Origin of the sequence: Campylobacter concisus, from assembly GCF_003049705.1 — a bacterium.
Classification (GTDB): Bacteria; Campylobacterota; Campylobacteria; order Campylobacterales; family Campylobacteraceae; genus Campylobacter_A; species Campylobacter_A concisus_AR.
In genome coordinates, this window is record NZ_PIRF01000006.1 from 22,761 (window position 1) to 45,827 (window position 23,067).

The 23,067-nt window shown below is 38.5% G+C and carries 23 protein-coding genes; 16 read left to right on the forward strand and 7 right to left on the reverse strand.

Annotated elements, in window-relative coordinates; all coding sequences use genetic code 11:
- The first annotated feature begins 105 nt into the window (after positions 1–105).
- Genes ilvC through ruvX form a run of 4 tightly spaced genes read left to right on the forward strand, consistent with a single transcriptional unit; the run spans position 106 to position 3,676 of the window.
- Complete coding sequence (gene ilvC / locus CVT05_RS07070; protein WP_107698289.1) at positions 106–1,128, forward strand: ketol-acid reductoisomerase; 1,023 nt, start codon at positions 106–108, stop codon at positions 1,126–1,128.
- A gap of 3 nt (positions 1,129–1,131) precedes the next feature.
- Complete coding sequence (locus CVT05_RS07075) at positions 1,132–2,523, forward strand: divergent polysaccharide deacetylase family protein (protein WP_107698290.1); 1,392 nt, start codon at positions 1,132–1,134, stop codon at positions 2,521–2,523.
- A complete protein-coding gene (locus CVT05_RS07080; RefSeq protein WP_107698291.1) occupies positions 2,520–3,290 on the forward strand; it encodes a DNA-processing protein DprA in 771 nt (256 codons plus the stop codon). The genes CVT05_RS07075 and CVT05_RS07080 overlap by 4 nt, the downstream gene beginning before the upstream one ends.
- Positions 3,287–3,676, forward strand: a complete 390-nt coding sequence (gene ruvX / locus CVT05_RS07085; protein ID WP_107698292.1) for a Holliday junction resolvase RuvX — start codon at positions 3,287–3,289, stop codon at positions 3,674–3,676. Before CVT05_RS07080 ends, ruvX begins: the two co-directional genes overlap by 4 nt.
- Positions 3,677–3,684: 8 nt before the next feature.
- Here the strand turns inward: ruvX and CVT05_RS07090 are convergent, their stop codons facing one another.
- The 6 genes from CVT05_RS07090 to CVT05_RS07120 form a co-directional block, all read right to left on the reverse strand.
- Positions 3,685–4,485 (reverse strand): hypothetical protein, encoded by an 801-nt coding sequence (locus CVT05_RS07090; RefSeq protein ID WP_107698293.1) that lies wholly within the window; start codon positions 4,483–4,485, stop codon positions 3,685–3,687.
- Entirely contained in the window at positions 4,482–5,504 is a 1,023-nt protein-coding gene (queA, locus tag CVT05_RS07095; protein WP_107698294.1) for a tRNA preQ1(34) S-adenosylmethionine ribosyltransferase-isomerase QueA, read from the reverse strand. Before queA ends, CVT05_RS07090 begins: the two co-directional genes overlap by 4 nt.
- Complete coding sequence (gene tatC / locus CVT05_RS07100; RefSeq protein ID WP_021091515.1) at positions 5,497–6,255, reverse strand: twin-arginine translocase subunit TatC; 759 nt, start codon at positions 6,253–6,255, stop codon at positions 5,497–5,499. Before tatC ends, queA begins: the two co-directional genes overlap by 8 nt.
- A complete protein-coding gene (gene tatB, locus CVT05_RS07105) occupies positions 6,255–6,653 on the reverse strand; it encodes a Sec-independent protein translocase protein TatB (RefSeq protein WP_084042117.1) in 399 nt (132 codons plus the stop codon). The genes tatC and tatB overlap by 1 nt, the downstream gene beginning before the upstream one ends.
- Positions 6,654–6,720: 67 nt before the next feature.
- Positions 6,721–7,767, reverse strand: coding sequence for a radical SAM family heme chaperone HemW (hemW, locus tag CVT05_RS07115; protein WP_107698295.1), 1,047 nt, complete (start codon positions 7,765–7,767; stop codon positions 6,721–6,723).
- A gap of 55 nt (positions 7,768–7,822) precedes the next feature.
- Entirely contained in the window at positions 7,823–8,707 is an 885-nt protein-coding gene (locus CVT05_RS07120) for an AraC family transcriptional regulator (RefSeq protein ID WP_107698296.1), read from the reverse strand.
- A 106-nt stretch (positions 8,708–8,813) separates the two neighbouring features.
- Between CVT05_RS07120 and CVT05_RS07125 the strand changes: the two genes are divergently transcribed.
- From CVT05_RS07125 to cmoA, 12 genes are all read left to right on the forward strand, one after another.
- Entirely contained in the window at positions 8,814–10,760 is a 1,947-nt protein-coding gene (locus CVT05_RS07125; RefSeq protein ID WP_107698297.1) for a TonB-dependent receptor domain-containing protein, read from the forward strand.
- 1 nt (position 10,761) lies between these two features.
- Positions 10,762–11,859 carry a PepSY-associated TM helix domain-containing protein gene (locus CVT05_RS07130; protein ID WP_107698298.1) on the forward strand — a complete coding sequence of 366 codons (1,098 nt, stop codon included), beginning with the start codon at positions 10,762–10,764 and terminating at the stop codon, positions 11,857–11,859.
- Positions 11,860–11,922: 63 nt separating this feature from the next.
- On the forward strand, positions 11,923–12,387 hold the full coding sequence (locus CVT05_RS07135; protein WP_107698299.1) for an RNA pyrophosphohydrolase: 465 nt from the start codon (positions 11,923–11,925) through the stop codon (positions 12,385–12,387).
- Positions 12,387–13,589, forward strand: coding sequence for an aspartate kinase (locus CVT05_RS07140; protein ID WP_021091541.1), 1,203 nt, complete (start codon positions 12,387–12,389; stop codon positions 13,587–13,589). The genes CVT05_RS07135 and CVT05_RS07140 overlap by 1 nt, the downstream gene beginning before the upstream one ends.
- Positions 13,589–14,131 carry a HobA family DNA replication regulator gene (locus tag CVT05_RS07145; protein WP_087583908.1) on the forward strand — a complete coding sequence of 181 codons (543 nt, stop codon included), beginning with the start codon at positions 13,589–13,591 and terminating at the stop codon, positions 14,129–14,131. The genes CVT05_RS07140 and CVT05_RS07145 overlap by 1 nt, the downstream gene beginning before the upstream one ends.
- Positions 14,132–14,752 (forward strand): DNA polymerase III subunit delta', encoded by a 621-nt coding sequence (locus tag CVT05_RS07150; protein ID WP_107698300.1) that lies wholly within the window; start codon positions 14,132–14,134, stop codon positions 14,750–14,752. It abuts the gene before it with no gap.
- Positions 14,749–15,888 (forward strand): dihydropteroate synthase, encoded by a 1,140-nt coding sequence (gene folP / locus CVT05_RS07155; protein WP_107698301.1) that lies wholly within the window; start codon positions 14,749–14,751, stop codon positions 15,886–15,888. The genes CVT05_RS07150 and folP overlap by 4 nt, the downstream gene beginning before the upstream one ends.
- Positions 15,882–16,208: an NADAR family protein gene (locus tag CVT05_RS07160; RefSeq protein ID WP_234400578.1), complete on the forward strand. Its 327-nt coding sequence runs from the start codon at positions 15,882–15,884 to the stop codon at positions 16,206–16,208. The genes folP and CVT05_RS07160 overlap by 7 nt, the downstream gene beginning before the upstream one ends.
- Before the next feature lie 146 nt (positions 16,209–16,354).
- Positions 16,355–18,298: an NAD-dependent DNA ligase LigA gene (gene ligA / locus CVT05_RS07165; protein ID WP_107698302.1), complete on the forward strand. Its 1,944-nt coding sequence runs from the start codon at positions 16,355–16,357 to the stop codon at positions 18,296–18,298.
- A complete protein-coding gene (locus CVT05_RS07170; RefSeq protein ID WP_107698303.1) occupies positions 18,288–19,001 on the forward strand; it encodes a TlyA family RNA methyltransferase in 714 nt (237 codons plus the stop codon). The genes ligA and CVT05_RS07170 overlap by 11 nt, the downstream gene beginning before the upstream one ends.
- Complete coding sequence (locus tag CVT05_RS07175) at positions 18,967–19,860, forward strand: bifunctional riboflavin kinase/FAD synthetase (protein ID WP_107698304.1); 894 nt, start codon at positions 18,967–18,969, stop codon at positions 19,858–19,860. The genes CVT05_RS07170 and CVT05_RS07175 overlap by 35 nt, the downstream gene beginning before the upstream one ends.
- Positions 19,857–20,561: a carboxy-S-adenosyl-L-methionine synthase CmoA gene (gene cmoA, locus CVT05_RS07180; protein WP_103648276.1), complete on the forward strand. Its 705-nt coding sequence runs from the start codon at positions 19,857–19,859 to the stop codon at positions 20,559–20,561. Before CVT05_RS07175 ends, cmoA begins: the two co-directional genes overlap by 4 nt.
- Before the next feature lie 147 nt (positions 20,562–20,708).
- Here the strand turns inward: cmoA and CVT05_RS07185 are convergent, their stop codons facing one another.
- On the reverse strand, positions 20,709–22,985 hold the full coding sequence (locus CVT05_RS07185; RefSeq protein ID WP_107698305.1) for a molybdopterin oxidoreductase family protein: 2,277 nt from the start codon (positions 22,983–22,985) through the stop codon (positions 20,709–20,711).
- Between the last annotated feature and the right edge of the window lie 82 nt (positions 22,986–23,067).

A 23,067-nucleotide genomic window follows, 5' to 3' on the forward strand; every position in this document is an offset into this window, starting at 1 on the left:
TCAAAATAAATTATCATAAAACTTAAAAAGAGTTTCTATATATTTCAGCCGAATTTTTGCTGGCTAAAGTTATAATTTTGCCAAATTTTAATAATAGGAGTAACAATGGCTATAAATGTTTATTATGATAAAGACTGCGATTTAAGCCTTATTCAAAGTAAAAAAGTAGCAATCATTGGCTTTGGTTCACAAGGTCATGCACATGCTGAAAATTTAAGAGATAACGGTGTAAGTGTTGTCATTGGTCTTTCAAAAGGTGGCAAAAGCTGGGCAAAGGCTGAGACAAAAGGCTTTGAGGTAAAAAGCGTAAGCGAAGCTACAAAGGGCGCTGATGTGGTTATGATTTTAACTCCAGATGAGCTTCAAGCAGAAATTTATAAAAATGAGATCGAGCCAAATTTAAAAGATCACGCTGCTATCGCGTTTGGACATGGTTTTAATGTTCATTTTGGCCAGATAAAAGCTCCAGCAAATATAGATGTCATTATGATCGCTCCAAAAGCACCAGGACACACAGTTAGAAGCGAATTCGTAAGAGGTGGCGGCATACCTGATCTTATCGCTGTTGAGCAAAATGCAAGTGGAAAGGCAAAAGAGATCGCTCTAAGCTATGCTTGCGGTATAGGCGGCGGCAGAACCGGCATCATTGAGACAACATTTAAAGATGAAACTGAAACAGATTTGTTTGGTGAACAAGCAGTACTTTGTGGTGGTCTTTGTGCGCTGGTAAATGCTGGTTTTGATACGCTTGTAGAGGCTGGATATGAGCCTGAGATGGCCTATTTTGAATGCTTGCACGAGCTAAAACTAATCGTTGATCTAATGTATCAAGGTGGCATGGCTGATATGCGTTATTCTATCTCAAATACCGCTGAATACGGTGATTACGTAAGCGGTGTAAGAGTGGTTGGCGAAGAGAGCAGAAAAGCCATGAAAGAAGTTTTAAAAGAGATTCAAAATGGTAAATTTGCAAAAGACTTCATCCTAGAGAGAAAAGCAGGATATGTTAGAATGAACGCTGAGCGCGGTATAGCTGAGAGAAGTTTGCTAAATCAAACTGGCAAAAAACTTCGCGCGATGATGCCTTGGATAACTAACGGCAAACTTATAGATCAAAATAAAAACTAAGCCTTGAGCGAAAAAAAGACTGCAAAGAAGCGACCCACAAAAAATAGTGCAGGTCGCTCTCACAATAAAACCTATCTTGGTATCGGCATTATCGCAGCTATTTTGATAATAGCACTTAGCGTAGCCCTTAGTATAAAAAATAATGGTGCAGAACAGATAAGCAAAGCAAATGAGCCAAAGATAGAGAAGCAAATTTCTAAAAAAGCTGAGCCAAAGGTTGCCAGTAAAGAGAAAAAACAAGAATACGAAAAGAGAAAATACCCTCTAAAATTTGATGAAGATGAAAATTTAAGTAAAATTTTTACCGATCCTAAGCATAAAAGTGAGCTTGTTTTAAATTCAAAAGTTGAGCCAAAAGAGCAAAAAAAGATAGCTGAAGTAAAGAGTGAAGCCAAAAAAGAAGAGATAAAAAAAGAGCAAAACGATACTAAAAATTTACTTGCAAGTTATAAAAATACAGAGCCTAGTGTAATAGAAAATGAACAAAAGATAGAGCCATTTTATAGCTCAAAAATCGAACAAAAAACCGAGTTAAAACCTCAAAATTTTGAAGCAAAAGTCGATCAAAATAAAAGTACTGAAATAGAAAAAAAAGAGAAAATTAAAAGCGAGAACATAAAAGTCGAGCCAGCTAAAAAAACTGAAAATTTAACTACCAAAAAGATAGAAAAAACAAAATACGAAGAAAAAAATATAAAAAAAGATAGCTTTGAAGCGGTACCTTTTACGCCAAGCGCTAGCATAAAAGGACGTGCAAAGCTCGTCATCATAATAGACGATGTGGCGACATTTGAACATGCGAGTATGATAAAATCGCTTGGCCTAGAAATCACGCCGTCTATTTTTCCAGCGACAAAGACTCATCCAGATACGCCAAATATCGCAAGAACATTTGAGTTTTATATGATACATCTTCCGATGCAAGCAAAACACTTTGATAGCCCAGAGATAGGCACTCTCACGATCAATGAGAGCTTTGAGAGCATGCACGAAAAGATAAAAAAGATACGCAAAGACTTCCCACGTGCAAAATATACAAACAACCATACAGGATCGCGCTTTACAAGCGATTTTGACGCTATGGATAAGGCTTATAGGGCGCTGATAGAGCAGGGCTTTGTCTTTGTTGATAGTAAAACTATCGCTCAAACCGCAGTAGCAAGAGCTGCAAAAAAACATAATCAGCCATACATTTCAAGAGATATATTTTTAGACGACGATCCATCGGCTAGTGCTGTTAGGCGTGAGCTTGTGGCTGCTGTAAATTTGGCTAAAAAAAGAGGCTACGCGATCGCCATTGGGCATCCAAAGAAAAATACGATCGCAGTGATAAAAGAGAGTAAAAATAATCTTTTAAAAGATGTTGATGTGGTTTATCTAAAAGATATTTTATGAGACTTGATTTTATTCCAGAGCCGTTAAAAAGACTAAAAAATCCACCAAAACAGCTAAATTTTATCGGAGATACTTCGCTTTTATATTTGCCAAAGATCGCAGTTGTTGGCTCAAGAAAGGCAAGTGTTTATACAAAAGAGTGTGTTGTAGCACTTTGTGCAGCACTAAAAAGTGCAAACATATGCGTGGTAAGTGGCGGAGCAATCGGCGTTGATATCGCAGCTCATAAAGCCGCTATGCCACGAACGATTGGCATTTTTGCGAGCGGACTTGACACCATCTATCCAAGCCAAAATAAAGCGGCGATAAATGAAATTTACACCAAAGCCTTGGCACTTAGTGAGTATGATGAAGGTGAGCCGCCACTTGCTTATAGATTTTTGGAGCGAAACCGCATAGTTGTGGGGCTTTGTGAAGCTCTAGTCGTCGCGCAAGCTGATCTTAAAAGTGGCTCTATGCAAAGTGCGAGGCTTGCAAATGAGCTTAAAATTCCAGTTTATGTACTGCCACAGCGCATGGGTGAAAGCGATGGGACAAATTTTTTGCTTGCAAATAAAAAAGCTGAGCTTATCGATAACTATCATAAATTTGCTTCACTTTTTGGCGAGATAAAAGAGCAAGAAAAAGACGATGATGAGATATTAGAATTTTGTAAAAATGGCATAAGCCTTGATGAAGTTTTGGCAAAATTTGGCGATATCATCTATGAGTACGAGCTTGAAGGGCTAGTTGAAATTTCAAATCTAAGAGTAAAGAGCATGCTATGAGAGAGAAATTTATGGCGATCGATGTTGGGCTAAAGCGAATAGGGCTTGCTTTTGGTTTTGGCGAGATCGTGACTCCGCTTGAGCCAGTGCTTAGAAAAAATAGAAATCAAGCCGCAAGAGATGTGAGTCAAAAGGTAAATGAATATACCCCAGATACGCTAGTAGTGGGTGTGCCAATCGGTGGTAGTAGCGAAGATGAGATGAGAAGACGCATCGAGCATTTTGTCTCACTTCTTGATGTAAAGGCAAATATTGTCTATCAAGATGAAGCCTTTAGTAGCAGTGAAGCTAGTGAAATTTACACCAATACAAGACGAGATGGTAGGCTAGATAGCATTTCAGCCACTATTATTTTAAAAAGATATCTTGGGGTAAATAAAAAGTAAAAATCGGTCTATTTCTTAAGCGAATTTTTAAAAGCTAGCTGAAAGCTATCTGTGCTAAAGGGCTGCTTTAATACTGTGACATTATTTGGCAGATCGTTAGCCGACTCATCGCTTTTACAAATGGCTACGATACGAAAATTCTTAATATTTTTAAACTCAAGTATATCTTCTAGCATCGCTTCATCTTTTAAAATTTTACTATCGATAAAAATAATAAATGGGGTAAAAATAGAATCTTTTATATGTCTCATTAGATTGCTAATGTCGTTTTTGCCGATAACCTTTAGACCTAAAAAATTTATCTGAGCATTAATGGTGTCAAACAAAGCATCGTCATCGCAAGCGACTAAGATGTTTGTATTTGTTTGATTTTTGATATTTATTTGTCTTTGGATGGCTCTATCGCCTGTTAGTGCTGCACTAAAAGATATTAAAAATTCTCCATCATTGTGAGAGATTATAGATTCATTTGCTTTTTTTAGATAGTTATTTATCTTGCTGAGATAGTAGTGACTTGGCCTCATTACGCTATGGCTAGATTTTATCTTAATGTCAAAATGTACAGATTTGGGACTATAATTTTTAAGTTGAAAGAGAATGTAAATGTCAGCATATTCGGTAGAGTAAAGGAAAAATTTGCAAATATTTTCAAGTGTTTTTATGAGATTTGTAGCATCAAATTTTAAAAACCTTGGATAACTTGGATCGTAACTAAAAATGATGGAATTTTTAGTGTCTTGCGCATCTTGGTATATGGCGCTAAGAAAAATTTCCATTCTGTTTATGATATCGATAGGCTTATCTTTCATATTATCAACATCCCGTCGCCGTATGAGTAAAATCTATACTTTTCATCAACTGCCATTTTGTAAATCCTCATCGTCTCTTCAAGCCCTATAAAGCTGGTAACTAGCATTATTAGAGTTGATTTTGGTAGATGAAAATTTGTAAGAAGGTAGTTTTGCCTGATAGGCTTATTATTTAGGTTTAAAAATAGCTTGCAAAAGCCGCTTGCTTGCTTACTTCTTGCAAATTCTTCAACGCATCTAGTAACCGTCGTACCAACGCCAAGGATTGGTTTATTAGAATTTATAATCTCTTGAGCTTGCTCGCTTAGCTCGTAAAATTCTGAGTGCATTTTGTGGTCATTTATATTTTGGCACTCCACACCTTTAAATGTCCCAGCGCCAACGTGAAGCGTAATATAGGCGACTTCATGCTTTGCTTTTATCTGCTCTAGCATTTGTTCACTTATGTGAAGGCTAGCTGTTGGAGCTGCCACTGCACCGCTATTTTTGGCAAATATGCTTTGATACCAGCTCTCATCATCCTTTGTATCAGCCCTTTTAATGTATGGCGGAAGCGGGACGTGACCAATTTTTTCAAGCTCACTAAAAAGGCGAACATTATCAAGCAAAACGCCATTTCGCGTAAAATTCACCACCCTTGTGCCATCGTCATTTAGCTCAAGCACATTTACTTTTAGATTATCAGGAAAATTTAAAACGCTACCAGAGCTTACTTTGCCTCTTATATAGACACTAAATTTATTCTCGCCTATGGGCTGGTTTAGCATCACTTCGCAAGCCCCGCCGCTTTCTTTTTGTCCTAAAATACGAGCTTTGATAACTTTTGTGTTATTAAAAATGACCGCTGCGTCCTCTGGAATAAGGCTGGAGAGATCTTTAAATTTGTAGTGTTTTATCTCTTTTGTATTTTTAAAATAGACAAGCAATCTTGCCTCTTCTTTTGGCAAAACTGGCTCTTTTGCGATGAGCTCTTCAGGCAAAAAATAATCATAACTTGAGACGTCGTTTATATTACTCATCGCTTGCTACGTCGCTGTCTTGTTCTTCTTTTTCGTCTTCATCGTCGCTCTTGTTAGCTCTTTTAGCGACGATTATTGAAATTCCATAAAGTCCGATTAGTGGTAGTGCCATTAAGACTTGACTTATCACATCAGGTGGTGTAACGATAGCTGCAAAGATAAAGATGATAACAACAGCATATCTGAAGTAATCTTTTAGCATCTTGTCATCAACAAGTCCGATCTTTGCTAAGAAAAATGTAATGACTGGTAGCTCAAATGAAATTCCAAAGCCAATCAGTAGTTTTGCAAAAAAGCCAACATACTCGCCAATGCTTGGTAGTGCCGTAAAGAGCTGGCCACCAAAATTTACCAAAAATGCAAAGCCAAGTGGAATCACCACGTAGTAACAAAATGCCGCCCCGCACGCAAACATAAATGAAGCTGAGATGACAAATGGGATCACATATTTTTTTTCATTGTCATAAAGTCCAGGGGCGACAAATAGCCAAAACTGCCAAAAAATGATAGGTAGCGCGATCACGACACCAGCAAAAAATGCAACCTTCATCGCTGTAAAAAAAGGCTCTTGAATTTGAGTAAATATGATATTTGAGCCAGCTGGCAATACCTGTTTTAATGGTTCGCTCATCCATGCAAGCAGTGGGTTCCAAAACGTAAAGCAGATGCCAAAACAGACAAAAACGCTTACTATGCTTATAAAAAGTCTCTTTCTAAGTTCGATTAAATGGGGTCTTAGCTCTTCAAACATTACGCCTCTTTTTTATCGTTTAAGATCGCATCTTTAACTAAATTTGTTGGATTTTGTATATTTTCTACCGTTTTTTTCGTGTCGCTTACGACGTTTTGTATGCTTTCAGTGACGTCGCTTGCGCTTTTCTTGATCTCGTCAAGCTCTTCAAAAGTAAGCTTTTTGCGCACATTCTGCGTGCTTTTAGTTATGCTTTCTTTATATTTTTGGGCATCTTCTTTTAGCTCAGCTATCTTCATTTCTTGATCAAATGTTGATTTTGCGTCGTTTATGCCTTTTTTAAACATTTTTAGAAATTTTGCAATCTGAACCATCGCACTTGGCAGCTTGTCAGGACCTAAAACTAACACTGCAATAATGGCGATAACTAAGATTTCAGAAAAACTCATTCCAAACATTTTGGCCTCTATTAAATTTTATTTAAGCTTTGTATTTTATCTTGACTTTGCTCAAAATTTTATAAATTTAGCCCTCGATAAAGAGTGCGATCTCGTCGCTTAGTAAGAAATTTGGATTATAAAATTTGCCATTTTTAAAGAGCAGTTTTTCATTTTCTACAAGTATATTTGCTCTTTTTTTCTGAGCCTCACTTAAGCGTCCAGCCTCCACGCCAACTATGCTTCTAAGCCCTAAAAATATATGCTCTCTTACTAGCTCGCTTTGACTTAAAATTTCTCTTTCTCTGTAAGTTGGTTGCGAGATGTAGGCATTGATGCTATTTTTGGCGTAGTATCTGATGCCATCCACGAAGCCCACGCTATAAGCACCCACGCCAAGGTAGTTTTTGCCTTGCCAGTAGCCAAGATTGTGCTTGCAAATCTGCCCGTAATTTGAAATTTCATACTGCCCAAAGCCAGCTCGCTTGATCTGCTCTATCATAAATTTAGCCAAAGTGTCGCTATCTTTTTTATAGCTTTTTTTGCCAGCAAATGGGGTATTTTCTTCAAGTGTAAGAGAGTAAGCGCTTAGGTGCGTGATAGCAAGGTTTTTTAAATTTGCCACTTCAGCCAAAAGGCGTTTTTTAGTATCAAATTTAGTGTCATAGATGAGGTCTAAATTTATGCTCTTAAAGCCAGCTGTCTGGGCATTTTCAACTGCTTTAAAAATTTGCTCTCTGCTGTGAATGCGCCCAAGAAATTTTAGCTTATCTTCAAAAAAACTTTGAGCACCAAAGCTTATGCGATTTGCACCTAAATTTTTAACATGCTTTAGCCAGGCTAAATTTGCAGAATTTGGATTTGCTTCAAGTGTGATCTCAGTTGTTGGAGTGCAAAGAGGAGCTAAAATGCTAAAAATTTCATCATAAAGCTTAGCATTTACCGCGCTTGGTGTGCCGCCACCAAAAAAGATAGTAGAAATTTCTTTTACATTTTGGCTTTTTAGCTGAAAATTTAGATCAAGGCAAAGTGCCTTAAAATAGGCGCTAACCTTGTTAAATTCGTCGTCACTTGAGCCAAAAGCACAGTAAGGACATTTGCTTTCACAAAATGGCACGTGGATATAAACTTGCAAATTTCTCTCTTTTTAAAATTTTGGCGATTATAAGAAATTTGGCATTTATAGCAGTTTAAAAGTAGCTTTTGGTCTTTAAGAGTTTGCTTGGCAAAAAGCCAAAATTTATCTTAAAAATTTTTGCAAAATGTGCAGTATTTGTATAACCTACGATATTTGCGGCTTCTTTTATGCTGATATCATTTTGCTCTAAAAGAGTAAAAGCCAGCTTTAGACGCTCTTTTGCTAAGAGTTGATAGATCGTATCTTTAAAAAATAGCTTAAAATTTTTCTTTAGCCAAAAGTCATTTGTGCCACAAAGATGGGCTAGCTCTTTGATGCTTGGAGGATTTTGCATACGGCTTAATAAGATTGTTTTAGCCTTTAAAAGAGTCTCTTCTTCGTCACTACTAAGTGAAATTTCGCTCTCTTTTAGTATTTTACTTTTATAAATAAGCTCTAAAATTTTTGACTCGATAAAAATTTCCCTCATCGCGCCTTCATATAAATTTGTCGTATCAAGTTCATTTAAAACGCAAATTTGAGCTAAATCTTTTTTATATTTTAATAGCTCAAATTTATCATCAAATCTAAGCCCAGCAAATATCTCAAGCTTATTTGCGTAACTTTCGTCAAAAAGTAATGTTTTTGTCTTATAAAATTTATTTTGATACTCAAAGACGCCTTTAAAATCATCATTAACAAGCCCAATGCAAAATTCATCTTTGTTTAAAATATACTCTTTCCTATCAAGCTTAAAGCAAAGATCGTTTTTATCCTCATTAAACATTAAAAATAGGTATTTTTTAGACTTATGACGATCTATTTTTATCCTGCCATTACATAAAATTTCACTTTTTAGATAGCTGATGCCACTGCTTTGCTTGAAAAACTCTACGCTTACTTGTTTTTCCTTTTGAGATATCTTGCTCGTTCCATATTTTTTGTCTAAATTTATCATTTTATCCCTCAAGCGTTAAATTTAATCCCTTTAGCGTTACGTATGATATTGATAACGATTATTTAATTTTAGTAAAATGTGCATTAAATTTTTATAAGGAGTTTTTGTGAAAAGTGCATTAAAAATTTCTATTTGTGCGGCAATTTTTATAAATTTACCGCTTTTTGCAAATGAAGATAAGGTTCTACCAGAGGTTAAAGTAGTGAGTGCAACAGGATTTGAGCAAAATATCAAAGACGCACCAGCAACGCTTAGCGTTATAACTAAAGAGGCATTAGAAAAGAAAAATCATAAAGATATCGAGAGCATGACAAAGGATATCCCAAGTCTTTTTGGGACGACTCCAGAAGCGGCAAATAGACGAGGAATTTCTATACGTGGATTCTCTCCAAGATTTACTAAAATTTTAGTAAATGGCATGCCAGTACCAGGTGATAACGCCTATAAAGGCCTTAGAAGCGTTGGAGGCTCATATAGTTTTATTCCGCCAGCAAGTGCGATAAGCCGTATCGAAGTGATACGTGGACCTATGAGCTCGCTTTATGGAAGTGACGCACTAGGCGGAGTTATAAATATTATTACAGATGAGTTTAGTAATGAATTTGGCGCAAATCTTGGCTCAAGCTATAAATTTGCTAGAAATAAAAATATAAGCGGTGAGTTTTACAACAGCCTTTATTTGCACTCTGGACTAATTGACGATGTTTTAAGTGTTTCTGTTTATGGTAAAAATTTAAATAAATCAGAAGATAAAATTTCTTACGCAAATAGAGAGCAAAAGGATAGAAATTTTGGTGCGAAGCTATTTTTGAAGCCAAATGAAAATAATGATATTACGCTTGAGCTTGCAAGAAGCGATGTAAAATATAAAAGAACTAAAGGCAAAACACTATCAACTGGTACCAACTCAGTTGCTAGTGAGAGGATAAAGGGCGATGTGATAAATTTAAGCCACGAAGCAAGGCTTGATAATATCTTGCTTCAAAGCTATTTATCTTATGGCAAGATAAAAGAGATAGCACAACAAAATTTGACACTAAAGACTCTAAATTTTGATACAAAAGGCTCATATTTTACTGATAATAACGCCTTTACCTTAGGACTAAATGCTAAAAGAGAAAAGCTAGATGAAAAGGCAACCACAGCGGACGCTGCGAATGTAAAGAGGTATGATGTTTCACTTTACGGCGAGGATGACTATCATCTTACAAAAGACTTTATCTTAAGCACAGGTATTCGCTATAACTACGATGAGAACTATGGCTCGCACGTTTCACCAAGAATTTATGGTATCTATAACTTAAATGACTTTTTTGCTCTAAAAGGCGGAGTTAGCACAGGTTATGCGACACCTGATATCAAGCAGCGCACGCAAGATCTTGCTTTGCCATTTGCCGGAGGACGCGGAGCACAGCTTGGTAGAAGCAGCCTTAAGCCAGAGACAAGCGTAAGTTATGAATTTGGTGGCGTTTATAATAATAATGAAGGTTTTGAAACATCTTTAACTGGCTTTTACACAAGTTTTAAAGATATGTTAAGTTACAGACCTATCTGCTCAAGAGGCAGTGTTTGCAGGCATAAAGGCAAAATTTATCCAAATGGTATTTGGGAGAGTATAAATATCGGTAAGGCTGAAATTTACGGAGTTGAGCTAACAAATGAGTGGCAGGTGACAAATGCTCTTAGACTAAATCAAAGCTATGTTTATACAAAATCAAAACAAAAAGATGGATCAGAAGTTGGCAAAAGCTTAAACAACTACCCGCTTCATACATTTAAATTTGGAGCAAACTACGAGCTAAATAGATGGCTAAATTTCTGGTCACAGATAAATTATTATGGTAGAACTAAAAACTCATTTAGCTATGCTGATGATATGAGAGCTTACGTTATCGCAGATCTTGGCATAAACTACAATGTAACTAAAAATTTCAGCCTAAACTTAAGCGTTTATAATCTATTTAACGAGTTTTTTACGACAAGATCAGGCAGATATGATGTTTTGATAGTTGATGGACAAAAGATCGAACTTGGCTTTAATTTGAAGTTCTAAAATGTTTAAAATTTGGCGGAAATTTCACTTAATTTTAGCTCTTATCTTTGCTTTGCCACTTTTGATAATCTCAATTAGTGGAGCGATTATTTCGTATCACGATGAGATAATTGAAGCTTTTAGTAAAGATGAGATAGACATAGCAACTAATAAAAGTGCTTTAAAAATAGATGAAATTTTAAAGGTCTTTAGTAAGACTTGGCCAAATTTTAACCTTAGTTATATAAAGATAAAAGGCGAGGCAAATAGAGCTTATGTGGTAAGCGGCACAAGCGAGAGTGGCGAGTTTAAGTCGTTCTTTGTAGATCCTTATACGGGTGAGGTAGTCTCTGAAAATAGCGTGGAAAAATTTATAGGGCTAGCTCTAAATTTACATAAAAATCTAGGGCTAGCTCTATTTAAAAATGAAAATTTATCTAAATTCGCAAGCGAGATAGTGGCGATTTCAACGCTTGCACTACTTGCGATTTTATTAACTGGAGCGTTTATACAATTTTGGAGATTTAGAAGCAAATTTATTAGCGCCTTTAAGCTAAATCTAAAGGCAAAGAAATTTGCATTTTTATATTCGTTGCATGGATTTTTAGGGCTTTATTTGGGGGCCATTTTGCTTATTATCTGTGTTAGCGGTCTATACTTTTCTTATGAGAGCTTTGCTAAGGTTATAAATCAAATTTGTGGCGAAGAGAAGGTCTTTAAAAAGCCAAATTTTACTAGCAAAAATGGCTTTAGCCTAAATGAAAAGCAAAAGGTAGAAAATCTTCATAAAGCTTATGAAATTTTTACCTTAAAATTTGGAAATGAGTTTGATGCTTTAAATTTTATCCTCAATAAAGACGGCGTAAAATTTATGATCTTTTACTTGCCAAAAGGCGCTAGTGAGAGTGATGGCGTTAGACTTGCGGTCGATACGGCAAGTGGAGAAATTTTAAAAAACACCATGCCAAAATCTTTTGAAATTTATAAATTTATGCTTGATTTGCACGCTGGATATACATTCAAAGAGGCTGGAAAATTTATCTTTTTTATGGCTTCTTGTGGAGTTGGCGTGCTACTTTTTAGCGGCTGTGTGATTTACTACAAACGGCGTAAAAAGTAGTTTTATTTATCTATCTCTTAACTCTTTTTAGTTATTATCCCAAATAAAATTTTTGGAAAAATCATGCAAAAAAAATACAGACCAAATGTGGCAGCTGTTATTTTGTCTAGCTTGTATCCATTTAAATGTGAAATTTTAGTCGCAAAAAGGGTGGATATGGATGATATTTGGCAGTTTCCTCAAGGCGGAATAGACGAAGGTGAGAGTCCAAAGCAGGCTTTAAAAAGAGAGCTTAAAGAAGAGATCGGAACTGATAAAATCGATATCTTAGATGAGTATCCGCAGTGGCTAAGCTACGACTTTCCAGTAAACGCGGCAAAGAAATTTTATCCATTTGATGGACAGACACAAAAGTATTTTTTAGTTAGACTTAAAAATGGTGCCAGCATAAATTTAAAGACAGAACATCCTGAGTTTAGCGAGTATAAATTTGTAGATTTTGGTAGAAGTTTAGAGAACATAAATCACTTTAAAAAGCCTATTTATGAAAAGGTTTTGAGTTATTTTAAAGAGAAAGGATATTTTTGATGTTGATCGTTCAAAAATTTGGCGGAACTAGCGTAGGAACACTTGAACGCATCGAAGCTGTGGCAAATAGGGTCATTGAGACAAAAAATAGCGGTGCAGACGTAGTTGTGGTAGTTTCTGCGATGAGCGGAGTTACAAATCAATTGGTTGAATATAGTGAGTATTTTTCAAAACATCCAGATGGCGTCGCCACTGATATGCTTTTAAGCTCTGGAGAGCAAGTAACGACTGCGCTTTTAACGATCGCACTTAATGCAAAAGGCTATGCATGTGTGGGTATGACAGGTGCGATGGCAGGCATTATTACTGATGATATTCATACGAAAGCAAGGATCGAAAGGATAGAGACTGCTAGGCTAAAAGCCGAGCTAAAAGCTGGCAAAATCGTAGTTGTAGCTGGCTTTCAAGGTATAGATGAAAAAGGTAATATCACAACCCTTGGTAGAGGCGGTAGTGACCTTAGTGCAGTTGCATTAGCAGGGGCGCTTGATGCTGATCTATGCGAAATTTTTACCGATGTTGATGGCGTTTATACGACAGATCCAAGGATAGAAAAAAAGGCAAAAAAACTTGAGAAGATAAGCTATGATGAGATGCTAGAGCTCGCTTCTGCTGGCGCAAAGGTACTACAAAATCGCTCAGTCGAGCTAGCAAAAAAACTAAATGTAAAACTCATTACAAGAAGTAGCTTTAATCACAACGAAGGTACATTAATAGCAAAGGAAGATGACAATATGGAAGCAGTTTTAGTAAGCGGAATAGCACTAGATAAAAATCAAGCAAGAGTAACTCTAAGGGGCGTAGTTGATAAACCTGGCATCGCAGCAGAAATTTTTACAGCTTTAGCTCATGAAAACATAAACGTAGATATGATAATCCAAAACGTAGGACATGACGGCACTACAAATTTAGGCTTTACAGTGCCACAAAATGAGCTTGAACTAGCAAAAGAGACTATGCAAAAGCTCTCAGCTGCAAAACATATAGAATTTGATGACGCGATCGTAAAAGTTTCAGTTATTGGCGTCGGCATGAAGAGCCATAGTGGCGTAGCATGTTTGGCATTTGAAACGCTTGCAAAAGAGGGAATAAATATCCAAATGATCTCAACAAGCGAGATAAAAATTTCAATGATCGTTGATCAAAAATATGGTGAGCTAGCAGTTCGCGTACTTCATGATGCTTATAAGCTAGATAAATAATGCAAGATTTTATTCAGTGGACGTTAAAGGCTATTAGGGACGAAGGTCCTTTGATGAGCTGGATGGAGGAAAGGCGTGTTGAGTGGACGCCTTTGCTTGCATCTAGGCTTAAATTTTTGCTCGAAGGAAGGGCTTTTATAACTATAAGTGATGAAGAGCGAAGATGGTTTGAAACTTATCTTTTGAAAAAGATGAATCACTCAAAAAGCATTAGGCCATTTTTGCCTTTTTTTAGCCTAAGATCGCTCTATCCATCACTTGATGAGATAGAGACAAATGAGCAAAAGCAGCTTCTAAAAGATATGCTAAGTCTTGCCTTTCCAAACGGATACTTGTTTTTTTATATCGGAAAGAGTCTTGATAGATATGCAAATTTAGCCAAAAGCGACGAGGATAGCTATATGTGGCTATTTGACGAGCAAGCACAAAATAGCTTTACTCTTAGCTCAAGCGATGAAAATTTAGACATTAAACTAATAAGTCTTTGCAAAATTTTTGATAAAAGCATTGATGCGGCGCTCTTTGCCAAGGTGATACTCTAAATGCTTAATAAAATCGTAGTTACAAGCGATTTTGAAAATTTAAAAGCTAAACTTGAAGATGAGTTTGGCATTAATAATTTAAGATTTTATGTAAGTGATGATTTTTTGCTAGAAAATGCAAAAGAGGTCATCGCAGAAGCATACATTGCTGAAAAAGATGAAAAAATTTTAGTAATACATGCTAATTCTTTTAGGACAGAGGCTCAAAATGCACTTTTAAAGATCATCGAAGAGCCCCCAAGAAATATCAAATTTATAATAGTAACGCAGAGTAAAAATTTACTTCTACCGACGATTAGATCAAGAATGCTCATAGAAAATAATCTAACCAAAAAGCCAAAAATAACCCTTGATCTAAATTTAAAATCGCTTAGCCTAAAAGAGCTAACAAGCTTTATCGATCAAAAGATCGCAGACGAGCAAGCTCAGAAATTTAGCAAAAACGAGTTAAAAGAGCTTGTTGGCATTATTGTGACAAAGGCGGTTGATAGCGGGTATAAATTTAGCTGCGATGAGATGGAGTATTTTTTCTCGCTCATCAAGCTTGCGGATCTAAATGCCAAATCTCACGCCGTACTAACGCCACTACTGCTTACTATATTTCAAAAAGGACGACGTTGAAATTTTATAAGATAAATAATAAAAGCGACTTTGATGAAATTTGCAAGGCTGTCTCGCCAAGTCCGGGTGGCGCGAAGCTCATGCATGAAAAGAGCGAGATAAATTTTATATTTATAGATGAGATAAAAACCCCAGCGGCAAATATATTAAAGCAAGATGCATTAAGTGTTGGAGCTGAGCTTGTGACGCATAAAGATACGATTTTAGGGCGTGAAAGTCTAAATAAAGCCTTGCTAATGGCGACAGATGCGCAGCTTAGGCAGTTAGCTAAAAAAGAGAAGTTGCAAGACTTTGGACTTAAAAATTTAGCAGCCTTTTTAGAGACAAAATTTATAAAGCCAACAAAGCCTCTTATAATGGGAGTTGCAAATATAAACACAGATAGCTTTAACGAACAAAGCCGCATAAATACGCAAAATGGTATTTCAAAAATAGAATATATGATAGAAGTAGGTGCAGACTACATCGACCTTGGCGGCGTTAGCTCAAGGCCAGGGAGCCAGTATTGCGGACGTGAAGAGGAATTTAGGCGCATAAAAGATATTGTGGAGGAAATTTACAAGCTAAATTTACATGAAAAGGCGAAATTTAGCCTTGATAGCTTTGATGAGTATTGTTTAGAATTTGCTCTAAATCACGGCTTTAAAATGATAAATGACATCACGGCAAATGCTTCACTCGCCACGCTTGCGGCACAATATGACGCTGAGTTTTGCATGATGCATATGCAAGGCGATCCAGCCACCATGCAGGTTGCGCCAAAATATAACGACTTAATCGGCGAGATAGCGGACTTTTTTGAGCAAAAGATAGCCCTAGCAAAGGAGCTTGGCTCCAAAAAACTAGTACTTGATGTGGGTATTGGCTTTGGCAAGACGGCTGAGCAAAATTTGCTGCTTATTAAGCATTTGGAGCATTTTTTGAAATTTGACTGCCCGCTGCTAGTCGGCGCTAGCCGCAAATCAGTCATAAATCACTACTATAAAAGCGAGGTTAAGGAGCGCTTGCCAGGCTCGCTCTATCTGCACCTAAAAGCTTATGAAAATGGTGCGCAGATCATTAGGACGCACGATGTGGCCGAGCACAAGCAGCTTTTTGATATACACGAGGCGATGAAGCAAACCACGCTTTGGTAGAGTGCAAGGCTAAAAAGGCTGAGTGCTTTGGCGATAAAGAGGCTTTGGAGCAAATTTTATCTGCCAAAGATCCAGCGCAGATGAAGGCGCTTGGTAGGCAGGTGCGAGGCTTTGACGTTAAGGTCTGGGACGAGGTCAAATTTAGCGTCGTGCTAAATGCGAGCTATCTAAAATTTAGCCAAAATGCCCCTTTGCGAGAGTTTTTGCTCTCGACAAAGGATAAAATTTTGGTTGAGGCAAGCCCAGTTGATAAAATTTGGGGCATAGGTTTGGCTGCAAGCGATGAAAATGCGCAAAATCCTACGAAGTGGCGAGGGTAAAATTTACTTGGTTTTGCGCTGATGAGGGTGAGGGATGAGATAGTAAAGGTCTATAAAAATGTCCATTTATGTGACGCCAGAGAGCTAAATTTAGATCATTTATAAAGTATGTTTAAGATAAAATGCGGTGTAAATTTGGAGCAAAAATGACAAAACAAGAGTATGAAAGAGCGGTAGAGACGCTAAATGCGTGGGCAAAGGCCTACTACGACGATGACGAGCCACTTGCAAGCGACGAGGAATACGACGCGCTATATCACGCGGTGCTTGATTATGAGCAGGCAAATCCAAGCGAAATTTCTATCTTTTCACCTACAAAACGCGTGGGCGGCACCGTAAAAGAGGGCTTTAGTAAGGCTAATCACATCAAACGCATGTGGAGTATGGAAGATATTTTTGATCTAGCCGAGCTTGATGCGTGGCTAAAGCGTGGCGATAAAGAGAATTTGACCTTTGTGGCTGAGCCAAAATTTGATGGAGCGAGCTTAAATTTGCTTTATGAAAACGGCGTTTTGGTTAGGGCAATTACTAGGGGTGATGGCGTTACGGGCGAGGACGTGACGCAAAATGCAAAGACGATAAATTCTGTTTTAAAGAGCATTGATTACAAAGGGCTAATTGAAATCAGGGGCGAGGTCGTTATAAAAAAAGAAGATTTTGAGCTTCTAAACGCAGAGCGCGCAAAAAATGGCGAGGCGCCGCTTTCAAACCCTAGAAATGCAGCTGCCGGAAGCCTAAGACAGCTTGATAGCGCGGTAACTGCAAAAAGAAAGCTACTTTTCATACCTTGGGGCGTGGGCGAGCATACTCTTGGGCTAAAAGATCACAGCGAGGTGATGAAATTTGTGCGTGATCTTGGCTTTGAAAGAGATGATTTTTTTAAAATTTTAACAAAAGATGAGCTTGAGGCTGCATACAACGAGCTTTTAGCAAATCGTGACTCAAAGAGCGTGATGATGGATGGAATGGTGATACGTGTAAACGACCTTGCGCGCTGTGAAGAGCTGGGCTATACGGTTAAATTTCCAAAATTTATGGTGGCGTTTAAATTTCCAGCTATTGAAAAGGTGACTAGGCTAAAAGATGTCGCACTTCAGGTTGGCAGAAGTGGCGTAGTAACGCCTGTTGGCGTGCTTGACGAGGTAAATATCGATGGAGCTAATGTAAAATCAGCCACGCTTCATAACTTTGATGAAATAGAGCGCCTTGGTGTCATGAAAAACGACTATATCGGCATCATCCGCTCAGGTGATGTTATACCAAAGATAACAAAGGTTTATAAGGATAGGCGCGATGGCAGCGAAGAGGCGATAGATAGGCCAAAATTTTGTCCAGTTTGTGGCTCGCACCTACTTGATGAAGGGGTCTTTGTAAAGTGTCAAAATTTAAGCTGCAGGGCAAGAGTGGTTGGCTCAATAATTCACTACGCATCGAAAAAATGCCTAAATATAGACGGCCTTGGCGATGCGATCGTAAATTTGTTATTTGATAAGGGACTGATCTCTTGCATAAAAGATATCTACGGCCTTAAATTTGATGATCTCATGGTGCTTGAGGGATTTAAGGAGAAAAAGGTAAATAACCTTTTAAACGCTATCGAAGCCAGTAAAGGTGTGGAGCTAGCGCGCTTCATTACGGGGCTTGGCTGCGAGCACATTGGCGAAGTGGCAGCTAAAAAGCTAGCAAGTAGTTTTGGGCTGGGCTGGCTTGATGCTAGTTTTGAAGAGCTTGTCTCGCTTGAGGGCTTTGGCGTGGAGATGGCAAACAGCTTGATAGACTTTGCCGAGGTAAATAGAGCAGAAATTTTAGCCCTTAGCCAGATCGTGCAGCCAAGCGTGACGCAGGCGCAGAGCATCTCAAATGCGCTAAGTGGCAAAACGGTCGTGATAACTGGCACGCTAAGTCGCCCAAGAGATGAGATAAAGGCGGAGCTTGAGAGTTTTGGTGCAAAGGTTTCAAGCTCAGTTTCTAAAAAAACGGACTTTGTCTTAGCCGGCGAGGAGGCTGGCAGTAAGCTAGAAAAAGCAAATGAGCTAGGCGTGCGAGTGATCGATGAGAGCGAATATGAGAGGCTAAAACTTGAGGTTTGATAACTATGTCGCAAGCGTTTTAAATATCAGTAGAAACAAGGCGAGCGAGCTAATTAAATCTGGCAAGGTGCTTTCAAACGGCGAAATTTGCACCAAGGTTTCAAGCGAGGTTAGTGAGGCTAAAATTTCGCTGCTTGATGAAATTTACGTTGGGCGAGGAGCTTTGAAGCTAAAGAGCTTTTTGGAGGCGATGAAATTTGACCTAGCTGGCAAAAATGCACTTGATATCGGCAGTTCAACTGGTGGCTTTATGCAAATTTTGCTTGAGCGTGGCGTAAAAAGCGTGACTGGTGTGGATGTGGGCACTGATCAGCTAGATGCCAGTCTAAGAAGCGATGAGCGAGTAAAAATTTATGAAAAGACCGATATAAGAGAGTTTGCCAAGCAAGATCAAGATAAATTTAATCTAATAACTTGCGATGTTAGCTTTATCTCGTTGGTTGAAATTTTGCCAGCCATAGGCGATTTAGCAAGCACAAATTCGCTCATTATCACGCTTTTTAAGCCACAATTTGAAGTGGGTGTTGGCGTAAAACGAAATAAAAAAGGCGTCGTCACTGATATGAAAGCTATAAATTTAGCAATGAAGAGGTTTGAAGTGATGGCTAATGGCTTAGGATTTAAAATGATAGCTTGCAAAGAGTGCGAAGTAAAAGGGAAAGAGGGAAATGCCGAATTTTTCTACGCTTTTAACAAAAGATAACATCACTGCCGTTGCGATCGGGCACTTTGACGGCGTGCATAGAGGGCATAAACAGCTTTTAAAGCAGCTAGGCGAGTTTGGCGGACTTGTCGTGATCGATAAAAATAAAGCCAACATCACGCCAAAGCTAAAGCGAGCGGAGTACTCAAACTATCCTTGCTTTTTGTATGATTTTGACACCATTAAAGGGCTTAGTGGTGAGGAATTTATCACATTGCTAAAACATGATTTTAAAAATTTAAAAAAGATCGTTGTTGGCTTTGATTTTAGATTTGGCAGAAACAGAGCGTGGGACAAGCACGATCTGAAAAGAATTTTTGATGGCGAGGTAGTGGTCGTTGATGAGGTTTGTTATGACGGCATGGGCGTGCATAGCTCATCCATCAGAGAGCTGATACGCCAAGGTAACATCGAAGAGGCAAACAGGCTAATAGGCAGGGAGTACTCGATTGAGGGCAATGTGATAAAAGGGCAGGGCATCGGTGCAAAGGAGCTAGTTGCAACGCTAAATTTAGAGATCAAAAGCTATCTTTTGCCGCGCGAGGGCGTCTATGCGACAAGAACTAGGATGGGCTCATACACATATGGCTCGGTCACTTTTATAGGCAACAGGCTTAGCACGGATGGAAATTTTAGTGTCGAGACGCACATCTTAGACGAGGTCGCGCCAAAAGTAACGAAGCACGTTGCCGTTTGCTTCATAAAACGCCTAAGAGATAATAAAAAATTTAATAATCTTAGCGAGCTAAAAGAGCAGATAAAGCACGATATAAACGAGGCTAGGCAGTGTGTGGGCGTGTGCGATCTTTTCTTTGGAGAGACGATGAGATACTTTGACGGATATGGAGCTGGTATATGAGAGATGAAATTTTTAAAGAGCCTATAAGCAAGCAGTTTGAATTTGATGACTTTGTGGCGAGCGTTTTTGATGATATGATCTCGCGCTCGGTGCCATTTTACGATGTGAGCTCAAATCTAAACGCAAAGCTGCTAGCTAAAATTTTGCCAAAAGATGCAAGCGTATGCGATCTTGGCTGCTCGACGGCAAATAGCTTGCTTTTACTAAATAACCTTAGAAACGACCTCGTGCTAAGTGGCGTGGATAACTCTGAAGCTATGCTAGCAAATGCCAAAAATAAGGCAAAAGCTTATGGAGCAAAGATAAAATTTTTGCTTGATGATATTTTAAAGTGTGAGCTAGCGGGCTTTGATGCAGTTTTGGCAAACTATACTTTGCAGTTTATCAGACCACCAAAAAGGGCAGATCTAGTGCAAAAAATTTATAACGGACTAAATGAAAATGGAGTCTTTTTATTTAGTGAAAAGATCATCTTTGAAGATAAAAAACTTACTAAAAGCGTCATAGAAATTTACGAGGACTACAAGCAGGCGCAAGGCTACTCACGCTATGAGATCGCCCAAAAAAGAGAGGCGCTTGAAAACGTGTTGGTGCCATATACCGAAGAAGAAAATAGAAATTTAGCCCTAAATGCTGGCTTTAAGCGTGTCGAGAGCACATTTAAATGGGGAAATTTTATGAGCTTTTTGGCGTTTAAATAAATTTAAAAATATCTGCTTTTGTGTTTAATATAAAATTTAACTACAAACAGTGAAGTTAAAATTTAGATTTTTTGGCTTCGCAATGTCAAAATTTTTGGATTATGAAATTTGGTAGTAAAGAAATTTAGCGGGAATTTCCCGCTAAATTTACTCATTTATCGCTGCGTTTCCGTGGTGGTGGAAGTCGTCGTAGATGATCTTTGAAGTTTGGAATTTCTCGCGTTTTAGCTCGCGAACTCGTAAAAATTCCTCTTCATCGATCTTTTTGATCTGGATAGCTGCTTTAAATGTCGGAGTCTTACTGATGTAGTCCCAACCGCTGCTTGTTAGCTCGTTGCAAGAGCTCTCCCAGTAGTGGAAAGTCATCTGTATGATGCCATCAGGCACGATGTCAGTCACTTCAGCTTTTACGACGATGTAGCCGTATCTACTCCAAGCTTTGATAAAGTCACCTTGTTTTAGTCCGTATCTTGCTGCAAGTGCTGGATTCATTTCGGCGATAGGTCCGATGCTATCTCCGCCTTCTTCGATCGCTCGTGAGCGTCTTGTCATAGTGCCAACTGTGTATTGATAGACCTTTCTAGTGGTTAGAAGCTGTATCGGATACTCATCGTCAGTCTTTTCATCGACTGAGCCAGCCATGATAGGATACTCAGGCGACATATTCATCTTCTTAGCAAACTCAAGTTTTGCGCTCTCGATCTTATCGGCCTTATCCACAAAGAGGCATGGCACAAAACGACCTTTGCCATCAGGTGTGAAAAATTTCTTATCAAGATAGAGGCTTTGACCACCCATGTCATCTTCATTTGGACATGGCCAATGTAGTCCGTGATATTTTTTGATACGATAATAACTCATACCGCCATATCGTCTTGGGTCGCATTTTCTAACTTCTTCCCAAATTTCTTCTGGTGAGTTGAAGTTAAAGCCCTCAGTTGCTCCTAAACGACGTGCGATCTCGCAAACGATCCACCAGTCTTGTCTAGCATCTCCTGGAGGTGTGATGACTGCTTCGTTGTGCTGTACGCGGCGCTCTGCGTTTGTATAAAGTCCTTCTTTCTCGCTACTTGCAACGCCTGGAAGTATGACGTCAGCTTTTAGTGAAGTCTCAGTTAAGAATAGATCTTGCACGACGTAGAAATCAACATGAGCGATACCTTTTAGGAAGTGGTTTGTATTTGGCTCAGAGATGACCGGATTTTCGCCGATAGTCCAGAAGAAATGCACTTTGCCATCAAGGATCGCATCAGGTACTTCGGTTTTGTGAACGCCTATTTTTGAGCTCAAAAATCCAGGTTCTAGGTGCCACATTTTTTCAAACCAAGCTCTTTGCTCTGGATCAGTGACTGAGCCAAGATTTGGGAAGATATTTGGCAAAACGCCCATATCGCAGCAGCCTTGAACATTCTCTTGGCCTCTTAGTGGTAAGTCGCCTGTGCCAAGCTCACAGATGTTGCCGGTGATCAAGAATAAATTTGACACATCGCAAACTCCGCCAACGCCGTGGTTAAAGTGAGTTACGCCCATACCGTGAGTGATGACAGCTGGCTTTGTGGTAGCGTACATTCTAGCAGCTGCTCTGATATCCTCTGGATTTAGCCTTGTGTATTTAGCCACGACCTCTGGAGCATAGTCTTTTACAGCTTCTTTGACATACTCAATGCCTATTGTGTGATCTCTTACAAATTCTTCATTTACAAGGCCTTCTTCGATGATAGTATAAAGAAGCGCGTTTATAACAGGGATGTTGTGCTCAGGCTCTAGCTGCAAGTGGATATCGGCTCTACTTGCAAACTCAGTCTTAATAGGGTCGATAACGATCAGTTTTGCACCGCGGTTTAGCGCTCTTTGGATGTGCATAGCTGCGATTGGGTGACCATTTTCTGGGTTTGAGCCTATCATTAATATACAGTTACTATAAGTGCCAATCTCTGTAAAGCTATTTGTGGCAGCTCCGTTTCCGATTGTTTTAGCAAGTCCTGCTACTGTCGGAGCGTGTCAAATTCTAGCGCAGTGATCGACGTTATTTGTGCCAATTACTGCGCGCATTAGTTTTTGAGCAACGTAGTTGTCCTCAAGTGTACAACGTGCTGAGAAATTTCCAGCTAATGCGTCTGGACCATATTTTGCTTTGGTTTCTTTCATTTTTTCTACGACAAGATCAAGCGCCTCGTCCCAGCTGGCTTCCTCAAAATCACCATCCTTTGAAAATACGCCATTTTTCTTTCTAATTAATGGTTTTGTGAGTCTATCTGGACTTGCAACGTAATCCCAGCCATAAAAGCCTTTTAAACATAAATTTCCTTGATTGACTGGATTGTCTTCAACGCCAGTGGCGGCACGAACGACATTGTTTTCCACATGCAAGGTTACTTGACAGCCTGTCCCACAATAAGGACAGATGACTTTGCCTTCTTTCATTATTTTCTCCTTTGCTATGCAATATTTGCATATTTATATATGGGTAATATTACTAGCCGAATTCTTAATCTTTAATAAAAAT

Bases quoted from the DNA above. Each gene is read 5' to 3' on its own strand.
- tatB (WP_084042117.1), bottom strand. From the start codon at position 6,653: ATGTTTGGAATGAGTTTTTCTGAAATCTTAGTTATCGCCATTATTGCA.
- CVT05_RS07145 (WP_087583908.1), top strand. From the start codon at position 13,589: ATGCAAGATTTTATTCAGTGGACGTTAAAGGCTATTAGGGACGAAGGT.
- CVT05_RS07090 (WP_107698293.1), bottom strand. From the start codon at position 4,485: ATGAAAGATAAGCCTATCGATATCATAAACAGAATGGAAATTTTTCTT.
- CVT05_RS07130 (WP_107698298.1), top strand. From the start codon at position 10,762: ATGTTTAAAATTTGGCGGAAATTTCACTTAATTTTAGCTCTTATCTTT.
- CVT05_RS07150 (WP_107698300.1), top strand. From the start codon at position 14,132: ATGCTTAATAAAATCGTAGTTACAAGCGATTTTGAAAATTTAAAAGCT.
- tatC (WP_021091515.1), bottom strand. From the start codon at position 6,255: ATGTTTGAAGAGCTAAGACCCCATTTAATCGAACTTAGAAAGAGACTT.
- CVT05_RS07175 (WP_107698304.1), top strand. From the start codon at position 18,967: ATGCCGAATTTTTCTACGCTTTTAACAAAAGATAACATCACTGCCGTT.
- cmoA (WP_103648276.1), top strand. From the start codon at position 19,857: ATGAGAGATGAAATTTTTAAAGAGCCTATAAGCAAGCAGTTTGAATTT.
- CVT05_RS07140 (WP_021091541.1), top strand. From the start codon at position 12,387: ATGTTGATCGTTCAAAAATTTGGCGGAACTAGCGTAGGAACACTTGAA.
- queA (WP_107698294.1), bottom strand. From the start codon at position 5,504: ATGAGTAATATAAACGACGTCTCAAGTTATGATTATTTTTTGCCTGAA.
- ruvX (WP_107698292.1), top strand. From the start codon at position 3,287: ATGAGAGAGAAATTTATGGCGATCGATGTTGGGCTAAAGCGAATAGGG.
- CVT05_RS07080 (WP_107698291.1), top strand. From the start codon at position 2,520: ATGAGACTTGATTTTATTCCAGAGCCGTTAAAAAGACTAAAAAATCCA.
- CVT05_RS07135 (WP_107698299.1), top strand. From the start codon at position 11,923: ATGCAAAAAAAATACAGACCAAATGTGGCAGCTGTTATTTTGTCTAGC.
- ilvC (WP_107698289.1), top strand. From the start codon at position 106: ATGGCTATAAATGTTTATTATGATAAAGACTGCGATTTAAGCCTTATT.
- CVT05_RS07120 (WP_107698296.1), bottom strand. From the start codon at position 8,707: ATGATAAATTTAGACAAAAAATATGGAACGAGCAAGATATCTCAAAAG.
- ligA (WP_107698302.1), top strand. From the start codon at position 16,355: ATGACAAAACAAGAGTATGAAAGAGCGGTAGAGACGCTAAATGCGTGG.